The 20,099-nt window shown below is 59.1% G+C and carries 30 protein-coding genes; 16 read left to right on the forward strand and 14 right to left on the reverse strand.

All coding sequences use genetic code 11. From position 1 onward, the window contains the following. Nucleotides 1–437: 437 nt before the first annotated feature. Entirely contained in the window at nucleotides 438–995 is a 558-nt protein-coding gene (locus RI101_06910; GenBank protein ID MEC4889776.1) for a DUF3365 domain-containing protein, read from the forward strand. Nucleotides 996–1,103: 108 nt separating this feature from the next. Here the strand turns inward: RI101_06910 and RI101_06915 are convergent, their stop codons facing one another. From RI101_06915 to RI101_06930, 4 genes are all read right to left on the reverse strand, one after another. Continuing rightward, a complete protein-coding gene (locus RI101_06915; protein MEC4889777.1) occupies nucleotides 1,104–1,841 on the reverse strand; it encodes a pseudouridine synthase in 738 nt (245 codons plus the stop codon). Between the two features lie 129 nt (nucleotides 1,842–1,970). Further along, nucleotides 1,971–2,660: an aquaporin Z gene (gene aqpZ, locus RI101_06920; GenBank protein MEC4889778.1), complete on the reverse strand. Its 690-nt coding sequence runs from the start codon at nucleotides 2,658–2,660 to the stop codon at nucleotides 1,971–1,973. 126 nt (nucleotides 2,661–2,786) lie between these two features. Beyond that, complete coding sequence (locus RI101_06925) at nucleotides 2,787–3,023, reverse strand: DUF2007 domain-containing protein (protein ID MEC4889779.1); 237 nt, start codon at nucleotides 3,021–3,023, stop codon at nucleotides 2,787–2,789. 88 nt (nucleotides 3,024–3,111) lie between these two features. Next, nucleotides 3,112–3,396 (reverse strand): hypothetical protein, encoded by a 285-nt coding sequence (locus RI101_06930; GenBank protein MEC4889780.1) that lies wholly within the window; start codon nucleotides 3,394–3,396, stop codon nucleotides 3,112–3,114. A 60-nt stretch (nucleotides 3,397–3,456) separates the two neighbouring features. Between RI101_06930 and RI101_06935 the strand changes: the two genes are divergently transcribed. Together RI101_06935 and RI101_06940 are read left to right on the forward strand one after the other, a co-directional pair. Further along, nucleotides 3,457–4,206, forward strand: coding sequence for an iron-containing redox enzyme family protein (locus tag RI101_06935; GenBank protein ID MEC4889781.1), 750 nt, complete (start codon nucleotides 3,457–3,459; stop codon nucleotides 4,204–4,206). Beyond that, nucleotides 4,206–5,093, forward strand: a complete 888-nt coding sequence (locus RI101_06940) for an SUMF1/EgtB/PvdO family nonheme iron enzyme (GenBank protein ID MEC4889782.1) — start codon at nucleotides 4,206–4,208, stop codon at nucleotides 5,091–5,093. The genes RI101_06935 and RI101_06940 overlap by 1 nt, the downstream gene beginning before the upstream one ends. 28 nt (nucleotides 5,094–5,121) lie before the next feature. Here the strand turns inward: RI101_06940 and RI101_06945 are convergent, their stop codons facing one another. Genes RI101_06945 through RI101_06955 form a run of 3 tightly spaced genes read right to left on the reverse strand, consistent with a single transcriptional unit; the run spans nucleotide 5,122 to nucleotide 6,354 of the window. After that, a complete protein-coding gene (locus tag RI101_06945) occupies nucleotides 5,122–5,781 on the reverse strand; it encodes a hypothetical protein (GenBank protein ID MEC4889783.1) in 660 nt (219 codons plus the stop codon). A gap of 11 nt (nucleotides 5,782–5,792) precedes the next feature. Beyond that, nucleotides 5,793–6,113: a hypothetical protein gene (locus tag RI101_06950; GenBank protein MEC4889784.1), complete on the reverse strand. Its 321-nt coding sequence runs from the start codon at nucleotides 6,111–6,113 to the stop codon at nucleotides 5,793–5,795. Between the two features lie 10 nt (nucleotides 6,114–6,123). Then, nucleotides 6,124–6,354, reverse strand: a complete 231-nt coding sequence (locus tag RI101_06955; protein ID MEC4889785.1) for a zinc ribbon domain-containing protein — start codon at nucleotides 6,352–6,354, stop codon at nucleotides 6,124–6,126. A gap of 64 nt (nucleotides 6,355–6,418) precedes the next feature. On the opposite strand from RI101_06955, the gene RI101_06960 reads away from it, so the two are divergent. The 3 genes from RI101_06960 (at nucleotide 6,419) to RI101_06970 (ending at nucleotide 8,099) form a co-directional block, all read left to right on the forward strand. Next, the gene (locus tag RI101_06960) at nucleotides 6,419–6,685 is read left to right on the forward strand and encodes a hypothetical protein (GenBank protein MEC4889786.1); all 267 of its coding nucleotides are present in this window, start codon (nucleotides 6,419–6,421) and stop codon (nucleotides 6,683–6,685) included. Nucleotides 6,686–6,688: 3 nt separating this feature from the next. After that, nucleotides 6,689–7,819 carry a radical SAM family heme chaperone HemW gene (hemW, locus tag RI101_06965; protein MEC4889787.1) on the forward strand — a complete coding sequence of 377 codons (1,131 nt, stop codon included), beginning with the start codon at nucleotides 6,689–6,691 and terminating at the stop codon, nucleotides 7,817–7,819. Nucleotides 7,820–7,892: 73 nt separating this feature from the next. Next, nucleotides 7,893–8,099: a hypothetical protein gene (locus RI101_06970; protein ID MEC4889788.1), complete on the forward strand. Its 207-nt coding sequence runs from the start codon at nucleotides 7,893–7,895 to the stop codon at nucleotides 8,097–8,099. Between the two features lie 8 nt (nucleotides 8,100–8,107). Here the strand turns inward: RI101_06970 and cax are convergent, their stop codons facing one another. After that, the gene (gene cax, locus RI101_06975) at nucleotides 8,108–9,181 is read right to left on the reverse strand and encodes a calcium/proton exchanger (protein MEC4889789.1); all 1,074 of its coding nucleotides are present in this window, start codon (nucleotides 9,179–9,181) and stop codon (nucleotides 8,108–8,110) included. Between the two features lie 34 nt (nucleotides 9,182–9,215). Between cax and RI101_06980 the strand changes: the two genes are divergently transcribed. Further along, nucleotides 9,216–9,896, forward strand: coding sequence for a hypothetical protein (locus tag RI101_06980; GenBank protein ID MEC4889790.1), 681 nt, complete (start codon nucleotides 9,216–9,218; stop codon nucleotides 9,894–9,896). Nucleotides 9,897–9,927: 31 nt separating this feature from the next. Further along, a complete protein-coding gene (locus RI101_06985; GenBank protein MEC4889791.1) occupies nucleotides 9,928–10,224 on the forward strand; it encodes an ATP-dependent Clp protease adaptor ClpS in 297 nt (98 codons plus the stop codon). Nucleotides 10,225–10,257: 33 nt separating this feature from the next. Here the strand turns inward: RI101_06985 and RI101_06990 are convergent, their stop codons facing one another. After that, nucleotides 10,258–10,647, reverse strand: a complete 390-nt coding sequence (locus tag RI101_06990) for a hypothetical protein (protein MEC4889792.1) — start codon at nucleotides 10,645–10,647, stop codon at nucleotides 10,258–10,260. A gap of 252 nt (nucleotides 10,648–10,899) precedes the next feature. Here RI101_06990 and RI101_06995 point away from each other — a divergent pair, with 252 nt between their 5' ends. Both RI101_06995 and RI101_07000 read left to right on the forward strand, forming a co-directional pair. After that, nucleotides 10,900–11,574 (forward strand): DUF3386 family protein, encoded by a 675-nt coding sequence (locus RI101_06995; protein MEC4889793.1) that lies wholly within the window; start codon nucleotides 10,900–10,902, stop codon nucleotides 11,572–11,574. A 310-nt stretch (nucleotides 11,575–11,884) separates the two neighbouring features. Beyond that, on the forward strand, nucleotides 11,885–12,331 hold the full coding sequence (locus RI101_07000; protein MEC4889794.1) for a DUF5069 domain-containing protein: 447 nt from the start codon (nucleotides 11,885–11,887) through the stop codon (nucleotides 12,329–12,331). A gap of 7 nt (nucleotides 12,332–12,338) precedes the next feature. On the opposite strand, the gene RI101_07005 is transcribed toward RI101_07000, so the two are convergent. Genes RI101_07005 through RI101_07025 form a run of 5 tightly spaced genes read right to left on the reverse strand, consistent with a single transcriptional unit; the run spans nucleotide 12,339 to nucleotide 16,091 of the window. Continuing rightward, nucleotides 12,339–13,091, reverse strand: a complete 753-nt coding sequence (locus tag RI101_07005; GenBank protein MEC4889795.1) for a TPM domain-containing protein — start codon at nucleotides 13,089–13,091, stop codon at nucleotides 12,339–12,341. Next, nucleotides 13,088–13,852: a hypothetical protein gene (locus tag RI101_07010; GenBank protein ID MEC4889796.1), complete on the reverse strand. Its 765-nt coding sequence runs from the start codon at nucleotides 13,850–13,852 to the stop codon at nucleotides 13,088–13,090. Before RI101_07010 ends, RI101_07005 begins: the two co-directional genes overlap by 4 nt. A 9-nt stretch (nucleotides 13,853–13,861) precedes the next feature. Continuing rightward, nucleotides 13,862–15,136, reverse strand: a complete 1,275-nt coding sequence (locus RI101_07015) for an FAD-dependent monooxygenase (protein ID MEC4889797.1) — start codon at nucleotides 15,134–15,136, stop codon at nucleotides 13,862–13,864. Between the two features lie 11 nt (nucleotides 15,137–15,147). After that, nucleotides 15,148–15,717: a phospholipase D-like domain-containing protein gene (locus tag RI101_07020; protein MEC4889798.1), complete on the reverse strand. Its 570-nt coding sequence runs from the start codon at nucleotides 15,715–15,717 to the stop codon at nucleotides 15,148–15,150. Continuing rightward, entirely contained in the window at nucleotides 15,714–16,091 is a 378-nt protein-coding gene (locus RI101_07025; protein ID MEC4889799.1) for a hypothetical protein, read from the reverse strand. The genes RI101_07020 and RI101_07025 overlap by 4 nt, the downstream gene beginning before the upstream one ends. Before the next feature lie 148 nt (nucleotides 16,092–16,239). Here RI101_07025 and thiS point away from each other — a divergent pair, with 148 nt between their 5' ends. The 6 genes from thiS (at nucleotide 16,240) to RI101_07055 (ending at nucleotide 20,045) form a co-directional block, all read left to right on the forward strand. Beyond that, nucleotides 16,240–16,440, forward strand: coding sequence for a sulfur carrier protein ThiS (gene thiS / locus RI101_07030; GenBank protein ID MEC4889800.1), 201 nt, complete (start codon nucleotides 16,240–16,242; stop codon nucleotides 16,438–16,440). 2 nt (nucleotides 16,441–16,442) lie between these two features. Further along, on the forward strand, nucleotides 16,443–17,366 hold the full coding sequence (cysK, locus tag RI101_07035) for a cysteine synthase A (GenBank protein MEC4889801.1): 924 nt from the start codon (nucleotides 16,443–16,445) through the stop codon (nucleotides 17,364–17,366). A gap of 77 nt (nucleotides 17,367–17,443) precedes the next feature. Continuing rightward, entirely contained in the window at nucleotides 17,444–18,256 is an 813-nt protein-coding gene (moeB, locus tag RI101_07040; protein ID MEC4889802.1) for a molybdopterin-synthase adenylyltransferase MoeB, read from the forward strand. Nucleotides 18,257–18,283: 27 nt separating this feature from the next. Next, a complete protein-coding gene (gene thrC / locus RI101_07045; GenBank protein ID MEC4889803.1) occupies nucleotides 18,284–19,534 on the forward strand; it encodes a threonine synthase in 1,251 nt (416 codons plus the stop codon). Then, nucleotides 19,531–19,803 carry a MoaD/ThiS family protein gene (locus RI101_07050; GenBank protein MEC4889804.1) on the forward strand — a complete coding sequence of 91 codons (273 nt, stop codon included), beginning with the start codon at nucleotides 19,531–19,533 and terminating at the stop codon, nucleotides 19,801–19,803. The genes thrC and RI101_07050 overlap by 4 nt, the downstream gene beginning before the upstream one ends. A gap of 2 nt (nucleotides 19,804–19,805) precedes the next feature. Then, on the forward strand, nucleotides 19,806–20,045 hold the full coding sequence (locus RI101_07055; GenBank protein ID MEC4889805.1) for an NIL domain-containing protein: 240 nt from the start codon (nucleotides 19,806–19,808) through the stop codon (nucleotides 20,043–20,045). Nucleotides 20,046–20,099 lie beyond the last annotated feature (54 nt).

Below are 20,099 nucleotides of genomic sequence, written 5' to 3' on the forward strand. Positions count from 1 at the left end.
CACGAATAGCCGAGACGCTCCTATATCACTCCGACAACCGCACCCTGCTCCCTCTTCTATCACAAATCGCAACGACAACAGACATTCCATCCTGACTGAACCCTTTCATCGCCCCCCTTTCTCAATCATTCTATGAGAGCATGATCGCTTGCTCTGTTATCATAAAAGATACAGCACTGAATCTCTTCCGGTACGTATTTGATCATTTCCCGTTAAGTTTTTCTGGTTTATCTCAGCATTTGCTGGCAATTCATCACCCACAAGTACGGCACAGAACTCGCTCTACATATACAGCAGAAAACAACGAGATACGACACCGGGTTTTCGCACAGCACCACACCCCTTCATGGAACCACGACGACTAACGCCGATGTGTCCATGAAAAAGCCAAGGAGGTTTTTATGACATCCTCCAGCAAGTTGTTCAGGGGAGTTCTCATGTCGGTATTCGGATTAGGCATCGTCGGCTTCGTTGGGCCGAGCCATGCCGCGACGGAAGGAACAGCTGTGAGCCTGCCCATTGAAATGGTGGCGGACTATGTACATGCCGTCATCGAGGCAGACCGTGAAGTCTACACCAAGCACGTCGTTGAACGGATGCAGGCCAAAGGAGTGGTCGTGGCCTCGGAGAACTGGGAACAAAAGAATACACTCCCCCTACCGGCTCAATTCCTGATCGAGTCGGGCCGCGTGATGGCCAGAAAAAATATCGGTATCCAGTATCGACTCATTAGCCTCTGGCCGATCAATAAACGGAATGTGGCCTCCAGCGAGTTCGAGAAAACTGGCTTGGGCACCGTCCTCACGCATCCGACCAAACCCTATACCGGGTTTGTGACGGTAGGGGGCGCCCGGCACTTCCAGGCCGTCTATCCGGATCTCGCTGTAACCCAGGCTTGTATCGGCTGCCATAATGCCCATCAGGAGAGCCCCAAGCGGGACTTCAAGATCAATGATGTCATGGGAGCGATCGTGATCAGTATTCCCGTGAAATAGTCAGGAGTGTGTAGCACCCTCTCCCTCAATGACCGAACAGCCTTGCGGTTCGCCCCTAACGACCGCAAGGTTGTTCGGTGTCCGCCATCCAGTGAGCACGCCAAGCACTCACAGCCTCAGTACCTTCCGTGCGTCCTCGATCGGCATCTCACGCCAGGCGCCGGGCGGAAGATCTTCCAGTGTAAATGGGCCGTATTGAATACGCCTGAGCCTGGTCACTTCATGCCCCAGTGCCAGGAACAACCGGCGAATTTCCCGATTCTTTCCCTGCACCAACACCACTTCCAGATGCGACTCGCGGCCGGAACTTTTTTGAATCTTCACACTGTGGCACTGGAGGCGCTCACCATTATCGACGACGCCAACCGTGGCGTCATTCGCTTGCGCCTCGGTGAATTCACCCCGCACAGATACCAAGTAGGTCCGCATCACTTTATTGGCCGGATCGGTGAGATAGCTCGACAAGACCGAATCATTGGTCAGCAACAGAAGCCCGCTGGTCGCTTGATCCAGCCGCCCGACGGCGTGCAGGTAGCCTAAGTCCGCCGGCAACACATCGAAGATAGTCTTCCGCGCCTTCTCATCACTATGTGTCGTGATGACCCCCTTGGGTTTGTGAAAGAGCAGAAACCGCTTGGCTGAATCCTGAATCGGCCGGTCATCAACCGAGATGGCGTCTTTCGGCCACAAGACCCAGGTGGCCGGATCGCGAACCACCCGCCCATTGATCTGCACGCGCCCGGCGCGGACCCACTCCTGGCTTGTGCCACGAGAGGCGATGCCTAGCTTCGAGAGCAAGCGATCCACCGTGTAGCGTTTGGAGGAGACCTTAGACTTCAGTGACATGGTGAACTCTGTTCAATGATAAAGCCTGATGGCGAAACGCAATAATCTACCGGCATTGAGCAGACCTGACAATCCGCAGGCCACCGGGAATATAGGCCTCGGCAACCTGCGGCGCGGTGAAAAACTTGGTTACGACTTTTTGCTTCCCGCGATCATCGGATAGGCCAGTCCGGCCAATGCCGCGCCGATGATCGGAGCGAGCCAGAAGAGCCAGAGCTGCGCGATCGCCCACCCTCCAACGAAAAGGGCCGGACCGGTGCTCCGGGCGGGATTCACGGAGAGATTGGTGACCGGAATCCCGATCAGGTGGATCAATGTCAGTCCAAGCCCAATTGCAATCGGCGCAAAACCTTGCGGCGCCCGGCTATCCGTAGCCCCCAAAATGATGAAGAGAAACATGAAGGTCAGCACGACTTCGGCTATCAAGGCCGCCATCATCGAATAGCCGCCGGGTGAATGCTCGGCAAAGCCGTTGGAAGCAAACCCGCCGAGTTCAAATCCCGGCTTGCCGCTCGCAATCAGATACAACACCCCCGCTCCAACAACGGCGCCGAGGACCTGTGCGCCGATATAGCCGGGCAGATCGCTCGCAGGGAATCGCTTCCCCACAACCAATCCCACCGACACGGCAGGATTCAGGTGACAGCCGGAAACATGGCCGATGGCATAGGCCATGGTCAAGACCGTCAGACCAAACGCAAACGAGACCCCGAGTAACCCGATGCCGACCTCTGGAAACGCCGCGGCTAACACGGCGCTCCCGCACCCGCCAAAAACCAGCCAGAACGTCCCCACCGCCTCTGCTGCGAGTCGATTCATCGTCGTTCCTCCACATAGGGTTCAGTGCTGAAACCGAACTATGCGCGCGGATCTCAAAAAGCGCAAGGCGCACGGATCGAGTACGGTCTCACAGGAGAGAGATAATTGAGGGTGTTCAGAACCCTGCTACGCAGTAGGCCCGACTTCGCGAAGAGGCATCCGCAGCCGACGCAACAAAATGCCGGTCCGCTCCCAATCGGCCTCGTCGACCAATAGCCGGCAGAGCAAGGCGGAACATCCGGGATAGAGACTGCTGATGTGTTCGTGCTGAAAAAAACATGAGATGGCGTTGGCCTCGCACAGGCTCTTGATGATCGCGAGTTCCCCCATGTCTTGAGCGGTGGTCAGATAGCGCATTGCCATGGGCCAGCGGGTTCCCCTGACACAGGATATCGGACAGATTGCGCAAGCATTTGCACTTTTCCCCCGTCCCCTCTACACTCGCCCTCACCTACGGGGTTTCGGTAATGCGCACACGGCGCTCCTGGCCAGGACCGCCTGAAACGGTCAACACCCGTTTCCACTCGCGCACCTGATACACAGCCCAGGCGTTCGGCTGGCCCTTGTAGAATGCGGCAGGATCTTCGCCGCTGGCGTTCAAGAAGATCGGTTCGGTGAACCCTTCTTCAAGCACGTAATCCAGCAGGCATTCGGTGGAGAACCCCGGCCCGCGCAACGCGATGTCGGCCAGCAGGGTGAGAATGTCGTCCGGGTTTTGAATGGTAATGGGATTCATCACAGCTCCTTATCGGGCCGCCGGATTCTAACGAGGCGGCCTTCAGGAAGGCAAGGTACGATGGCAGCACGACTGACGCAAGCCCGGTTCCTCGACGCGCTTCTGAAAATCATGGACGGCAAACACCATTGGGCCTGGGACCATTTCGCCAATGGGCGCCTCACCAAAGACCAGCTCAAGATTCATTTCCAGCAGGAATACTTCGTCTACGTGCGCGATTTCCCCGTGTTCCTCGCGCGCATCCACGGCCAGAATCCGCCGCCAGACGTGCGCCGCATGCTGGCCGAGAATATTTATGAAGAAGATACCGGCGGGTTGTCGCTCGGCCAATCGCATCCAGAACTCTTTCTCACGATGATGGAAGGGCTGGGGTTTTCCACCAAGGACTTCGAGCGGGTCCGGCCTCTCCCCGCCAGCCGCGCGTATCGCGCCTGGCTCGACCAGATGTCCACCCACAAGCAATGGGTGCTCGGCGCGGCCACGCTCACGGTCTTCGTCGAAGGCAGCGTGAAAGATCGGAAGGAGCTGCTCGAACCCTCGAAACCGAAGACGGCGGAAGAGATCGAGGCCACGATCAAGAACCATCCCCTGGTGCGCTTTCATGGAGCCCATCCCGACTCCATGGATCTCATTCGGGCTCACCAGCTCGTGGAGGCTGGCCACCGGCATGACGCCTATAAGATGGTGACGGAATACACGCCCTCCGCGGCGCAGCAACAATCCGTCATGACCAGCCTCAAGAAAAGCCTGCGCCTCTGGCTGGCCTACCGGGATGCGGTCGCCAAAGCCTGCGGGATCAAGAAGGGGTAATGAAGGGGCAGCTCGCCGGCATTCTGGGCCTCTTCCTCCTTGGTCTCTGCCATTCGCCATCAGCCATCAGCTCTCAGCTCCCCGAGGGCATGGTTCTCATTCCCGCCGGAGAATTCACGATGGGCACTCCGGAGGGGAGCGGCGGGCTGGCCGACGAACATCCCGAGCGACAGGTGTTCATCGGCAGTTTTTATCTCGACCGATTTGAAGTGACGAACGGCGACTACTTCGAATTTGTCCAAGCGACCGGTCATCGCATGCCGGAAAATGCGCAACCCTCGGCGACTCTGTGGGCGCATGGATTCCCCCTCCCTGAAATTAGAACTCATCCCGTCGTCAACGTAAGCTGGGAGGATGCGGTGGCCTATTGCCGCTGGGCCGACAAACGGCTCCCCACCGAAGCCGAATGGGAAAAGGCCGCAAGGGGAACGGACGGCCGCCGCTATCCCTGGGGAAACGAGTGGGATTTCACGAAAGCGAACAGCGCCAGTTACTGGGCTGGCCGCACGGTCGATTTTCAAAGCGGAGCCGACTGGGACGCCTTTTGGGTGAAGGGGGACGGCGCACGGATCGCAAAAGAGCACGGAGTGCTGGGTGAAATTTTAACTATGCCGGCCGGCAGTTTTCCCTCAGGCCTCAGCCCCTACGGCATTCACGATCTCGCCGGGAACGCGGCGGAGTGGGTGCAGGATTGGTACGATCCCAACTACTATCGATCCGCTCCGTTGAACGATCCGCCCGGCCCTGTGCGAGGCGCGATCAAAGCGATGCGCGGCGGCTCCTGGCTGAAACCGGCCGTGAGTCTCCGGACGACCGACCGGGACTGGGGCCTGATGGATAGCCGGCCCAGCGGCACCGGATTTCGCTGCGCGAAAGACGCATTCTGAGAGGCCTGGGCGCGGAGCCCTCCGCCAATTACCGAGCCTGTAGGTACTGCACCTGCTCGACGCGGATAAACGGCATGACGAGCCCCATCCCTTCCTGATCGTGCGAGAAGTCGTAGACGATCGATTCTTCGGGGATCAGCCGGCCGATGAAGATCACCACCAGTTCCACCGGGTCTCCACGATCCATCGACTGCCGCACATGATGCCCCTGCTGAGAATCGAGTTTCACGCGCAAGTCACCGGGAACATCCTCCGGCTTGAATCGGACCATGCCCCAGCTGGTCGCAATGAACACCGGACCGAGCGCAACGGAATAGCCGCCGACCTCGGAATCGAATCGCGACAATTCCCCCGACCAGACAAACGCAATCCGCGTCTGCAACGCAGGATTTCCTCTCCGCTTGGCATCCCGTTCGCGGTTCAGATTGAACAACCGTTCGTCATGCGCCGGATCATGATGGCCCTGGCCATACACCGTCGGCCAATCGGGCGGCTCGCCGTCCAACGCAGCGAAGAATGTTTCGATGGAGGCAGGATCGTTCAAGAAGCGGATGTCTGCAGGAAGCGTCTTCGCAAAATCCGTAACAGACCCGCGGAGAAGCGGCCCGATTCCCGGCACCTCATCAGCCGCAACGGCCGGCACCACGCACAGCAGGACTGCCGATACAAATAGAGACAGGCACCGCATCGCAGGCACACTTATTCGCTTGGGGCCTGGGCCATGGCGTGGGAAAACGCCGACTCCAGCGACTGGACCGCTGGCTGGGTGGCGTGCAGCACGCCCGCCTCAATCAGCACAGCCACCCTGGGAGAGGGATTGATCCGGCTGAGCGCGGCTTTGGTCAAACCGGGAGAGGCCACCACTTTTTGATACGTCGCCAGCCAGGCCTCAACGATGGCGCGCAACCCGGCGTCGGCCGGTTTCATCTTTCCCAATTTCACCTGCTGCAAGAGCTTGATGATCGGGTCCGATTGGGAAATAGTCCCAATGGCCCGTTGCAATACGGCCTCAGAGTCCATCAGCCGCCACTCAATTCATCGAGCAGGCGCCAGGGCCTCGCGGATCGCCGCAGCTCCCGCAGGAACCGCCCCCGCCCGAGCCAGGAGAGGCCCAGCTGCCCGTCGCCCCGACTCCGAACGACGAAATGAGCTTTTCAAGCCTGGTGGCCTTGCACTTCGGACAAGCCGCTTGCGCAGAACCTTGCAGCAACAGCTCAAAGCGGTGTTTACATTCACTGCAGACATATTCGAAGATAGGCATCGGGAGACTCCTTCTGTTGGCCCCATTATAAAATCGCCGCGCCCGGATCGCAATGAAAGGCCCCATGTACCGAGAAGAAAAATCCTTCACCCTGCAATTCAGCCTCGAAGCAATTTTTCCCGACAACTATGAAGGGGATGACGATCACCAGGCCTGGACGCGTGAATGGGAAACGAGAATGAAGCCGGATATTATCAAGGTGGTGTTTGAATCGTTGCGCCGCCACCCAGGCTGGAGCGCCCATATCAGAAATCGTGGCAAGTCCGCTCAAGATGAAATTGAAGTAGCGCTTGAGAAAGATTTCACAAAACCATACCCGTTCAAGATTTAGTCAATGGCGCAACATAAGGACATCGGACTCTATCTGCATATCCCCTTCTGCCGGCAACGCTGCCACTTCTGCGCCTTCTATCTGGAAATCCCCAAGGGCGACCGGCTCGACTCATTCATGTTTGCGCTCGAACGAGAACTGGATCTCTATCGTGAGCAAGCCGTCATTGGCAATCGGCCCCTGCACACCGTCTATCTGGGAGGCGGCACACCGACCGTCATTCCAGCCCGGCGATTGGCCGCCCTGCTCAACCGAATTCGGAACACCTTCCCGCTGACACCTCAGGCGGAACTCACCGTGGAAGCCCATCCCTCGACGGTCGGCACAGACGATGTCCGGATCCTCGCGGACGCTGGATTCACCCGCATCAGCTTTGGCGCCGAATCGATGAACCAGGCGGATTTTGCCCCTCTTGGCCGCCCCGGCTCGGTGAACGAGACCAGGCAAGCCGTTGCCGATGCCAGAGCCGCCGGATTCACCAACATCAATCTCGACCTGATGTATGGCTTGCCGGGACAGAGCCTGGCCTCATGGCGCACCACCCTGCACTCGCTCCTGGAGCTCTCGCCAACGCATGTCTCCTGTTATGCGCTGACCATCGAGGAAGGCACCAAGCTGGCCCAGGATATCGCCAAGGGGCTCGCGCCGGCGCCGGACGACTCGCTCCAACTCGATATGGAAGCCGCCACCGAAGCCATACTGGGCAAGGCGGGACTGACCCGCTACGAAATTTCCAACTACGCCAAGCCTGGATTCGCCTGCCGGCACAATCAATTGTATTGGACTAACCAGGACTATCTCGGGCTCGGCCCGAGCGCGCAATCCTACGTCGATGGGGTCAGATTCGGAAACATCGCCAATCTGGAAACCTACTGCAGTCTCCTACAGGAAGACCGCCTGCCCGTCTCCGATCGCGTGCGCCTGTCTCCCGATGAGCAACGGCGCGATGCCCTGATCTTCGGCCTGCGCCTGCTTACAGGCGTCCCCCGCGAGATGGCCCTGAACGATCCCGACCAACGCCCCGCCATCGAGCAACTCGCAGCCAAGGGCCTGCTCGCCACGGAAGATGACCGAATTCGACTCACGCCCCTCGGCCGGCGCTATCATGACAGCGTGGCGGAGGAACTCTTCTGACTCTGCCCACCATTGACAAGCACGTTCGGGGAAAGAGAGACTACCAGCCTGTCCCCTTCACACGAGGTACCTCATGCCCGTCAATATGGACCCCTCCAAGAAACGACGAAAAAGTCAGACCGACACCGTGCCAGTCCAGGATACAGTTGGCGACTCCGTTGCGCCGACGCCCAGGGCATTTGGAGAAGAAACTCATATCGACCGGGAGAAAGACCTGGCCGACGCCGAATGGAAGAACTTGTGGGATGCGACCGAAGTGATCGATATGGACAAGATCTAGCGGAACGTTCAGGCCGGCAGGAAATAGAACGCGATTGCCAGCATCGCATAGACGCCGACCAACATCGCCCCTTCCATCCAGTGAGACTCACCATCCATCCCGACAAAGCCGAGCACCAGCACCGAGATCGTCACCGCCGCGACTTCGAACGGCGTAAAGATCAAGTCCAGCGGCGTGCCGAAGAGATAACTGGCAAACACCAGCGCCGGCGCCACCAAGAGCGCAATTTGAAGGCTGGACCCGACGGCGATGCCGAAGGCCAGATCCATCTTATTCTTCATCGCGACCAGCACCGCGGTCGAATGCTCCGCCGCGTTGCCGACCAGCGCTACAAGGATCACGCCGACGAACACCTGCGTGAGGCCCAGCTGATGGGCGGCCGGTTCGATCGCGCCGACCAGCAATTCGCTCATCAGCGCGATCAATGCCGTCACAACCGTCAGCACCGTCACCGAGAGGCGATAGCTCCAGGGCTTTTCGCCCAGATCCTCCGCGCCGTGATCTTCTCCGGCAAACAGATGGCGGTGGGTCTTCAATGAAAACGTCAGGCTCAAGACATACATGACAAACAGGACAATCGCGATTTCCAGACTTAGCTCCCGCTCGATCGCCACCCCGCGATCAGACGCCGTAAAATGGAACAACGCGGGAATAATCAGTCCGATGGCCGCCAGCAGCAACAAGCTGGCCCCCATGCCCGCCGCCGTCTGGTTGAACTTCTGCCGCTCATACTTGAGGCCGCCGGCCAGCATCGAGGCGCCGAGGACAAGAAGAATGTTGCCCAGAATCGAACCCGTGAGGGACGCCTTCACGACATCGTGCAAGCCCTCGCGCAATGCGGCGAGCGCGATGATCAGCTCCGCCGCATTCCCGAGCGATGCGTTCAGCAAGCTGCCAACACCCGCCCCCACATGGGAGGTCAGATGTTCAGTCGCGCGCCCCAGCATGCCGGCGAGCGGCACGATGGCCAACGCCGAGACGATGAAGACGAACAGCGGATCGGCCTTGAAAAGTTCCAGTGTCACCGCAATCGGAATACAGACGAGCAACACATCGAGCCAGGACGTAAAAATCTTTTTCATGGGCGAAAACTAGCATGAGTCGGGACGCTTGTCGATGAAACCTATCCTCCATGCCGACGCGTTGTTCTATCCGTTTCACCTCTGCCATGCGGAGACGCTCGCGCGCCTGCTCACCCGTTTTTACCGCATCCACTTTCGCGACTACATGGCGCTCCGACTGACCCCCTTTTCAGGCACCACCGCCTACGAAGATCGCATGGGGGGAACATTTCCCGAACTGGTTGCCAGCGGGCGGCTTGTCCAAGGCTACAATGTCAGCGGGCCGCTCACGGACGGCCTGCGCCAGGCCATCGACCGGGACCTGGCCGATCACGACTGGCGCACCCTCTTCCATCACGCCTTCAAGGAAGACCGGCGTGTCCAGCGGGGGCTCTTTGATCCGACGCATGCCATGCCCATCGGCCGCGACCTCGTCCCTGGACCTGCCGCGCTGCTGCGGCTGATGAGCGAGGAGTTCCACCGCCACCCCTTTACCGTCGCAGAGGTCCAAGACCTGAGTGCGGGAAGATTATCGGGAGAGGCCGCCTATCGGTTTGAATATGGCCTGGCGCTCATCAAAACCGCCGCCGCCTTGCGCTATACGATCGCCCTGGCGGAGGCGCACCTGCTCGCAGCCGTGACAGACTCCTCCGCTCATTGTCACCTGCTCTCCAGAACGATCGCGCGGGAAGGCCTCACTCTCTCCAATCATCTGGTCATCAAGACAGGATATTAACCTCCACCCAGGACTCTGCTAAGATTTTTCCATGCCGAAACCATCCGCCCCCTTTGCCACGCCCGATGTCACTGAAGAAACGGGAACCGGGTCCGGCCAGGGGCTCGAAGCTCGCGTGATCGTGTACAATTGCGACTGCCATACCTACCAGCAAGTCATTACCCTGCTGTGCCGGTACATACCGGGCATGTCGTCATCATATGCGTTTGAGCTCGCCTATCGAATCGATCATGAAGGAGAAGCGACGGTCTTCGAGGGTGAGGCTGAGAAGGCAGAGCAGATCGCGTCAGGCTTGGCAGGCGGGGGGCTCCGCGTCGCCGTCCAGTAGCAGGACGATCGTACGGCTGGAGAAACCTAGCCCTTACTTCGCTTTGCGCTTGGCCGGCAGCTTGGCGGCTTTCTTGGGAGCCGGCTTGGAAGCTGGCTTGGCAGACTTCGCGGGCGGCGCGGGCTTCGCCGGCTTCACAGGCTTCTCGGCCTTCGTGGATTTTACCGGAGCCGCAGGCTTCGCCGGGGGCTGTTTGGCGCTTTTCGACGAGGACTTGCTGGACTTCGAGGCCTTAACCGGCAACGGCATCGCCGCATAGACCTTGTTGATCTTGGTCAATTGATCCGGATTCATGACCCGCACTTGATAGAGCTCAAAGAGCTTGGCAATCGCTTTTTGATCGCCCCGCTTCGCCGCATTCAACAGCTTGCGGCGTTGATTCATCTCTTCTTCTTCCGTATGGGAAGCCGCGCGTCGTTCCATGCCGATCCACCATCCTTTTCTGAGCACATCCCGTCGATCGAGAGCCCGCTCGCCCGGGCAGGTGCAAAAATCGCCGAACTATATCAGAAAACACATGATTTTTGAAATATTTTGAGGGAAGAAATGAACAGGAGCTCAAAATGGCTGTCCGATGGGCTCAGCAAGCGGAAATCCTGCCTAAACCAGCCCCATTGAGCCCTATCGAATGGGGTAGGTATAATCGCCCCAACCTTATCAACTGGAGAATTGCCCATGTCCATGCATACAGCCCCGCAATCAACCGTTGCCGACGACCCCCAAGCCCGTGAACTCCTCCGCCAGGCGTTTGAGAAGACCGCCCGCTGGCAACCGGACTTCAAAGGCTTCACTGCCGATCTCACGGTCAATATCAACGGGAAGGAAACCACAGGCCCCGTCATGGTCAAAGGGCCGCGGGAAGTCTCCGTCCAACTCGGCGATGCCGACGTGCAGAAGTGGGCGCAGGAACAGCTCGGCATGATCGCCGTGCACCGGGGACCGCGCACATTTGAAGAGTCCGACGGAAAATATTCCCTCACCATGGAAGAAGATGGCCACCCCTTCGGCACGAAGGTGGACATCCACGGCTCCAACTCCTTCTACCGGGTCAAGGATAACCGGATCACCCAGATCAACCGGAAGATGGCCCACCCCGGCATGACCCCGTTCGCCTTTACGATCAACGTCGAGGAAAGCGCCGTCACGCAGGATCAAAAGAACCTGACGACCCGCTATACCGTCTATTACTACTCCCCGACCGACGGGAAGCTGAACAATGTCGAGAGCTTCACCGACACCCATGTGCGCGTGGGCTCGTCCGACTTGCCAGCAACCCGCCGCATCATCACGTATGAAAACGGGGCAGTCGTCGTGAAGAACCTCACGTTCACGAATCACAAGCTGATCTAACAGGCTGCGGAAATACTCGCGTTGAACTGTTCAGCATTGATGAATGGATCAGACATGGGAACGGTTCAGAGAGGTCGCAGGATGATCAAAAAGGCCGTCCAGCAAGGCCGCAGCAAGCGAAGAGGCGAGGCGTACTGACGAACGTACGTTGAGTCTCTGAGCGCCGCGACCTGCCTGCGCGAAGCGCTTCGGCGAAGGCAGGGAACGCCGCTGGCGGACTTTTTCAGCATCCTGCTAAGCCTCATCACTCGCGGCCTCTCCCCGCTTACGGGGAGAGGCCGCAGCGAGAAGGGCTCATCGGTCGAGCGATATGGACTTGCGAAAGAATTTTCCACGCAGCATGCGTGTCAAACTGGAAGGCTACGTCCACGTCGCGCGCATGATCGACAAATGCCGCGCCGTGCTGGCCGGCACCGAGGGGGAATACATCTACCCCTGCCCGATGGACTTTCGCCTGCTGGAATTCGCCGGGATCACGCACGAACAATTCACGGCAGCGGTGAAGACGAATCCCACCGATGAGGGCGTGGCCAACTGGTTCCGTGGGGTGGCAACCCCTCACACACCGGCTGAGCTGGACGAGTGGAATGCCATGATGCTGAAGCGCGGCCCGAGCACGCCGGAGAAACAGGCCTATTTCGACAAACTCCGCGATGCCGTCGATCCCTCACGCACCGATCTGACAGCCTGGTCCGATTTGCAGGATTTGGAAGAAGGGCGAGTGGTTCCGAAACGAGAACGAACAACCGCACGCTAGTATCTACCTACCGCCAGCCCTCCCCGCTGGTGCCTCCGCCGAAGCCGCCCCAGTTGCCGCCGAATCCGCCTTGGCCGGTCCCCCAATACTCGCCTTGCTGGATGCGTCGATAGGGATGGCGAAGGTCCGGGCGGCTGATCCACCAAAAGAAGGAGAGCGCCCCGACACTGGTGAAGAGAGTGATCCAGAAACCCACACCTTTGAAATGGTGCTTGGCCAGCGTGCTGACGCGCACTTCTTGCGCCGGGGTCGCGAGCGCCACCACGGTACGATAGAGGCCCTCGCCGAAATGCCCGAGCTGAATCGCAGGGTGCAGAGTGCCCCCGCCGACTTCGCTCATGATCGCAGGCGTGATGACCGGCAACATCTGGCGGCCCAACGTCATGGCCGCTTGCCGCTCCTGCACCGCGACGAGCACCAACACCCCATGTTCCTGCTGCGCGGATCCAATTCCCCACTTTTCGTAGAGCGCTGTCGCGTATTCATTGGCCGACTCAAACGGTTTCAGCGTGGGCACCGTGACGACCACCATCTCGACGCCGGTCTTGCGCTCCAAATCCTGGCACACGGATCGAATGCGCGCTTTCCAATCGTCGTCCAGCACCTGCGCATGGTCGCTGACATAGCCCATCGGACTCGGCAGCTTCGCCCGTTCCTTGGGACGGTCATAGAGCGCGGCCTGACCAAGATTGTCGCAGGCCAATCCCTGACCAAACACCAAAAGAAACGCGAACAGGATGATTCGCCAGGAATAAATCATGAGGTTTTCTGCCCGATGAGGGATTCGACCTTGGCAACAAACTGGCTCAAGCTCTCCACATAACGGTCGAACAGCCGGGGCACTTCTTTATGACCGGGGGAAATCTGTCCGCGCTTCAGCAATAACGCATCGCGTAGCCCGGAACAATCCAATCCAAGATGGCTGGCGACATCGCTCAACAGCGCGTCGCTCTGCGACAGGACCGGACGCCCCAGCAACCGTTGCAGACCGCGCAACGGAGGGAGCAGCGCCGTCACCGATAGCGGCAGCAAAATCGTCGTCGCCTCTTCGCTGCCGCCCCCCTCAACGTATCGTTGCCGCATCCGAAGCAAATTCCCGCGCAGACTCTGCAGCACCTGGCTTGCCAGATGGCGCTGATCGACCTTGAACCCGACGAAGGGATCCTGCCCCCAAAGGACACGATGCTGTTCCTGGATTTCCAGATATTCAAGCGGAAACACCAGCGAAGCCGCCTGCAAATCTTCGGAGGTCAGGAACAGCGGCACCACCACTTGCTCCTTGGCCCATCGCCGATGCACCGCACCGTACTTCTTCAGCGACTCGCCCGCATACGACTTCAGCAGCAGCACGATGTTGAAATTCGACCGGCCCGGCAGGAATTCGCCGCGCACGGCGCTGCCATACAGCAACAAGCCGTCGAGCTGATCCCCGTAGGCCGCGCGGACGTCTTTTACATACCCGCGCAGCTGTTGCTGCGACTCCTCCGGCAGCCCTTCGATCACCCACTCACTCGGCCCCATGCGCGCACCTCATCTTCCCGCTGTGTTATTCCCGGCGCAGGGATCAGGAAGCAACCCCGCCGCCATCACTCGATCGATCAATGAAAAGGGAGCCGTCTGCCGCAAACCCGCCGTGGTGGACAAGACACGATACCGCAGGCGCGGATTCCGGTCGAGCGTGCGAAATACACGGTCGCGCAAAAATCCAAGGACCGGATTCGCCGTGTTCCAAAACACCACCTGCTCGTCCGCAAGCCGCTGCAACATGGTCACCTGCGGCCGGCGCGCGGCTTCATATTGCTTGAGCGTGGCGGCAGAGAAGTCCTGCTGGGCCAAACAGTCCGGCAACAAGTCAGCCACGGTGATGGCATCGACCATCGCCTGCATGCGCCCTTGTGACGCGTGCGGATTCATCGCATGGGCCGCATCGCCAATCAGCAACGCGCCGTCCGCCACCCAGGTGGGTGTGCGCACACGACCGGTCGGCATGAAGGCCGTCTGACTCCAGTCGGTCAATCGCTGAAAGACCGGCTTCAGCGTAGGATCAATGGCCGTCCAAGCTTGCTGCAAGGCCGGAAGCCCCTGTGCTTTCACCTTGTCATAGGTGCCAGTTGGAATCATGTAGAAGCAATAGACCTTGTCGCCGGCTGCTGGAAAGAGTCCGAGGATGGTCTTCTTGCCGACAAAGTACTTCGCTTCGCTCACCGGCAGGGGCGAATCCAGAATCGCGATGAGATAGCCTTGCGGGTAGAGATGGAGATCGGCGGGAATCTGCAAGGCCTCCCGCACTTTTGAAAAGGCCCCGTCCGCGCCCACCACGACCTTCGCCCGAATCGTCACCTCTTCATCGCCTCGCTTCGCTACCAAGCCGGAGACCTGCGTTCCCTCCCTTATAAGGCGGAGAAAGCTGGTGCCGTACCACAGCGTGACCGAGGGCTCGGCTTGAATGGCATCGAGAATGGCGTGGTGCGCCACATTCGGCAACGTCACAACGGCCCGGTTATAGGGCGCGGGCAATTCTCCATAATCCACCGTGCAGAGGCGTTCGCCGCCGACACGGCAGAAGTGGAACTTGCGCACGGTCCTGGTCGAGTCAGCCGGCAGCTTGCTCAGGAGACCGAGCCGATCCAACACGTGCTGGCCGTTGGGCTGGAGGATTTCTCCGCGCAACCCCTGCGGCGGCCCGGAGGCCTGCTCGATGATGAGCGTCTTGATCCCCTTCTGCGCCAGCGCGAGGGCCAGCACGGCTCCGCCGCCGCCCGCGCCCACCACCGCGATGTCGGTGTCGATCATCGTCCCAGCCATCGAATGCCGCCTTATTCTTTCCAGGGACGGTAGCGCTGCCCGTCCTTCCACATCGCCAGAAACTTGTCACGCGCCTTCAGCGAGATCGCACGATCCCTGATCACATCCAACCGTTCGTCATTATAGCGATTGCCGCTGCCGGTGTGGTTCATCGAGCCGGATGTATTGATCTCGTCATCGATCACCACCTGTTTCAAATGCATGAGGCCGTCGTGCTGATTGATCAGGATCGGAATACCCGCCAGATGCAGCGTTTCGACGGCCGCCTGCTGCTTTTGATCATTGAGCCGTTCCCGATCCGTGATCACGCGCACATCGACGCCCCGCTTGCTGGCCTCGACCAGCCCTTTGACGGCAAGCGGAGAGGTCAGCCCATAGACCGCCACATAAATATAGCGGGTCGCGTGATCGTAGAGCTTCGCCAGCCTCGTCAGCGGTTCATCTTCAGGGGCGTAATACACCTCGACGGTCGCGGCAACGGACTGGCCGATACCCACGCCGGCCACACAGGCCGCGAGCACAAATGCCGCGCTGAGCCGACTCCATCCACCAGGCTGCATCGGCAAGGACGGCCTCGTCATTCGGCTTCGAACAGGTCGCGGAAATGGTCGTCGGAAGCTTCCCAGGCCTGAGGAGCGTGGGAGCTCAGCCAGCCACGAAGAAAATCCTTTTGCCCAGCCGTCAGCTGTTGCTTGATCTGGTGCGACCGCCCTTGCAGCGGCTGGAGGAAACCCACGCGTTTTTGAAAGTCCAGCGTCGCGGTGCGCACATAGCAATTCGTGTAGGCCGTCGGCTTCTCGTCCTCTCCGTCGCCTTGAATCCACACGGACAAGAACTTCTCCAGATGGAGTCCCGCGCTATCCATCGCCGGGTCGGTATCGTGAAATAATTCCTGTTCGGATTCCTTCAACGGCGTGGCGTCAAGCGCCCGAAACATGAAATTCTGCTTCCACATGAGATCGCTCCTCCGAGAAGGCGGCATACTGTAGGGGGACCGGAAAGAAAGTCAAGCAACTCCCAGGCCAGGCGTTACCTTGACAATAATGAAGGCTCTTTGTTAACTTCTTGAATTCATTAATCTCTGGGCCAACTTGGGAGAATCCATGCAGGTCAAGGTCAATGGAAAAGCAGAGGACATTCAGGGCGGAACCGTCCTGGATTTGCTCAAACTCAAGAAGATTGAACCGCAGATGGTTGCCGTGGAAGTCAACGAGAAGATGATCGATCGGGATCACCTCGCCTCGACCCAGCTCAATGAGGGCGATCAGGTGGAATTCCTCTTTTACATGGGGGGTGGCCGGTGACGATGATCATGCACAAAGAGATTACCGAACTGATCGGCAAAACCCCGCTCGTACGGTTGAACCGGCTGTCGAAGCCCGGCGCCGCGACGATCTACGGCAAAGTCGAGTTTTTTAATCCGGGCGGCAGCGTCAAGGACCGCATTTGCCTCAATATGATCAATGAGGCCGAGCGGCAAGGCAAGCTCAAACCGGGCGGCACGATCGTCGAACCGACCAGCGGCAACACCGGCATCGGCCTGGCGCTGGTCGCGGCCGTGCGCGGCTACAAGCTGATCCTCGTGATGCCGGAAAGCATGAGCATGGAGCGGGCCAGCCTGCTCTCCTCCTATGGCGCGCAGCTCGTGCTGACGCCCGCCTGGGAAGGGATGAAGGGATCCATCAAGGAAGCCGAAAGTATCCTGGCGCAGAACCCGACGTATTTCATGCCGGATCAGTTTTCGAATCCGGCCAATCCGGCGATGCACCGCATGACGACGGCGCCGGAAATTCTGGATGCCTTGGACGGGAAGATCGACGCCTTCGTGGCCGCGGTCGGCACCGGCGGCACGATTACCGGATGCGGCGAACTGTTCAAGGAAAAGAATCCGAATGTGAAAGTGGTGGCAGTGGAGCCGGCCGGTTCCCCGGTCCTCTCAGGCGGCGACCCCGGCCCCCACAAGATTCAAGGCATCGGCGCCGGCTTCGTTCCCAAAGTATTGAACCGGAAGATTTTGGATCGCGTGATCACCGTGACGGACGATGAAGCCTATCAGACCGCCAAGCAACTCTCGAAGAAGGAAGGGTTGCTGGTCGGCATCTCGGCCGGCGCCAACGTGTTCGCCGCGCAAAAAATCGCCGACGAACTGGGGCCCGGCAAGAATGTGGTCACCATCCTCTGCGATACCGGCGAGCGTTACATCAGCATTGAGAAGTATTTCAATATTTAGCGTGAGACGTAAGACGTAAAAGGTTGAGATCAGATTCAGGCAACAACGAGCCACCTTTTACGTTTAACGGGGTCTGCATGGAATTCACCGAAGAACAGATCAACCGCTACAGCCGGCACATTCTCCTCCCCGAAGTCGGCGGGAAGGGACAGAAGAAGATCGCGAAAGCGAAGATTCTGCTGGTCGGCGCCGGAGGCTTGGGCTCGCCTGCCGGGCTGTATCTGGCCGCCGCCGGAGTCGGCACGATCGGCTTGATCGACAGCGACGTCGTGGACCTGACGAACCTGCAGCGGCAGATCCTCCACCACACATCCGATGTCGGCCGTCCCAAAGTGCTGTCGGGAAAAGAAAAGATTCAGGCCTTGAATCCCGATGTGGCCGTGAACATGTACGAGGAGCGCCTGACCGCCGGAAACGCGCTGAAGATTTTCGGCGAGTACGATGTCATCATCGACGGCGTCGATAATTTCACCGCCAAGTTCCTGATCAACGACGCCTGCTACTTCGCCGACAAACCGCTCGTGCATGGCGGCATTCTGCGATTCGACGGCCGCGTCACCACTATTGTGCCGAAGAAGTCCGCCTGCTATCGTTGCGTCTTCAAGACTCCGCCGCCGCCGGGCCTGGTGGCCTCCTGCCAGGAAGCGGGCGTCATCGGAGTCTTGGCCGGCATTATCGGAACGATCCAAGCGACGGAAGCCCTCAAGCTCATTCTGGGCATCGGCCGCCCGCTCACCGACCGGCTGCTGGACTTCGATGCGAAGAAAACGCAATTCCGAGAAATCAAAGTGAAGCGCAATCCGAATTGCGCGCTCTGCGGTGAACATCCGACGATCACCGAACTGTTCGACGATGGAGACCCGTTCGCGGGCTGTGCCGCACGTCCGTAGTGCTCAACTTCTTACGATGGTGTCGCAATGCCGAAAATGAAAGCTCTTGTGTGCCGGGAGTGCGGAAAAGAATATCCGACGAAGGCGATCCACGTCTGCGAAATGTGCTTCGGTCCCCTCGAAGTCAAGTACAACTACGAGGAGATCAAAAAGGCGATTTCGAGGAAGAAGATCGAGGACGGCCCCCACAGCATGTGGCGCTATCTCGATCTGCTGCCGGTCGAAGGTACCAATTTCGTGGGGCCCCATGCCGGATTGACGCCGCTGGTTCGCGCCAAGAATCTCGGCGCTTATCTCGGCCTTGATGAGCTCTACATTAAGAACGATACGGTCAATCACCCGACGCTCTCCTTCAAGGATCGCGTCGTCGCCGTCGCGCTGACGCGGGCCCGCGAGCTGGGCTTCGAGACCGTCGCCTGCGCCTCGACCGGCAATTTGGCCAATTCAGTGTCTGCGCACGCCGCGGCCGCGAACCTCCATTGCTACGTCTTCATCCCTGGAGATTTGGAAGCCGCAAAAGTGTTGGGCAACCTCATCTACAAGCCCCATGTGGTGGAAGTCGAGGGCAACTACGACGATGTGAACCGGCTCTGCAGCGAAATCGCCGGTGAACATGGCTGGGCCTTCGTGAACATCAACATCCGCCCCTACTACGCCGAAGGCTCCAAGACCCTCGCGTATGAAACCGTGGAACAGCTGGGCTGGAAAGCACCCGATCAAGTCGTCATTCCCATGGCCTCGGGCTCGCTCCTGACCAAGATTTGGAAGGGCCTGCACGAAATGAAATACGTGGGGCTCATCGATGAGGTGCATACGAAGCTCAACGGCGCCCAGGCGGAAGGCTGCTCGCCGATCTCCACCGCCTTTAAGGCAGGACGCGACTTCTTCAAGCCCGTGAAGCCGAAGACCATCGCCAAGTCGCTGGCCATCGGCAACCCGGCCGACGGCTACTACGCGCTCAAAGCCACGGCGGAGAGCAAGGGCGCCATGGAGATGGTAACCGATGAAGAAGTGGTGGATGGCATCAAGCTGCTCGCGCAGACCGAAGGCATCTTTGCGGAAACCGCCGGAGGCGTGACGATCGGCGTGCTGAAGAAATTGGTCAAGCAGGGCGTGATCAAGAAAAACGAAGTGACGGTGGCCTACATCACGGGCAACGGATTGAAGACCCAGGAAGCAGTCATTGATGCCGTCGGACGGCCGACCCGCATTCAGCCGAGCCTGGTGGCCTTTGAAAAAACCTTTAAGCTGGGAAAGAACGGTGGTGGTGACGCATGATTAAAGTCCGCATTCCGACTCCGCTCAGACCGCTGACCAAGAACCAAGGCGAAGTGGAGATTGCCGCCGGCTCTATCGGCGATATGGTCAATACCTTGGAAGGCTCGTATCCCGGCATCAAGGCACGCCTCTGCGATGACAGCGGCGAGCTTCGCCGGTTCGTGAACATCTACGTCAACGAGGAAGATATCCGCTTCCTCAAGGGCAAAGACACCGCCTTGAAAGCCGGCGATGAAGTCTCCATCGTTCCGGCGATTGCGGGAGGCTAACCATGTCACACTTGCGCTTTCATGTCCGCTTTCCGGAAGACAAGGTCAAGGAACCGATTATTTACCAGATCGGCCGCGAGTACAACATCGTCACCAACGTGCGCCGCGCCGATGTGCGGGAAACCACCGGCTGGGTCGATGTGGAGCTCTCGGGCGAGACAGCGGAAATCGAGCGGGCGCTCGAAGGCCTTCGCAAAAAAGGCTGCGTCGTCGATCCGATCGAACTGAATGTAGTGGAATAATACTTCGTGAAACGTAAGACGTGAAAGGTTAGGCGCAGGATCGTCGAGAAGACT

The sequence above is a fragment of the Nitrospira sp. genome (assembly GCA_035968315.1).
GTDB lineage: Bacteria > Nitrospirota > Nitrospiria > Nitrospirales > Nitrospiraceae > Nitrospira_D.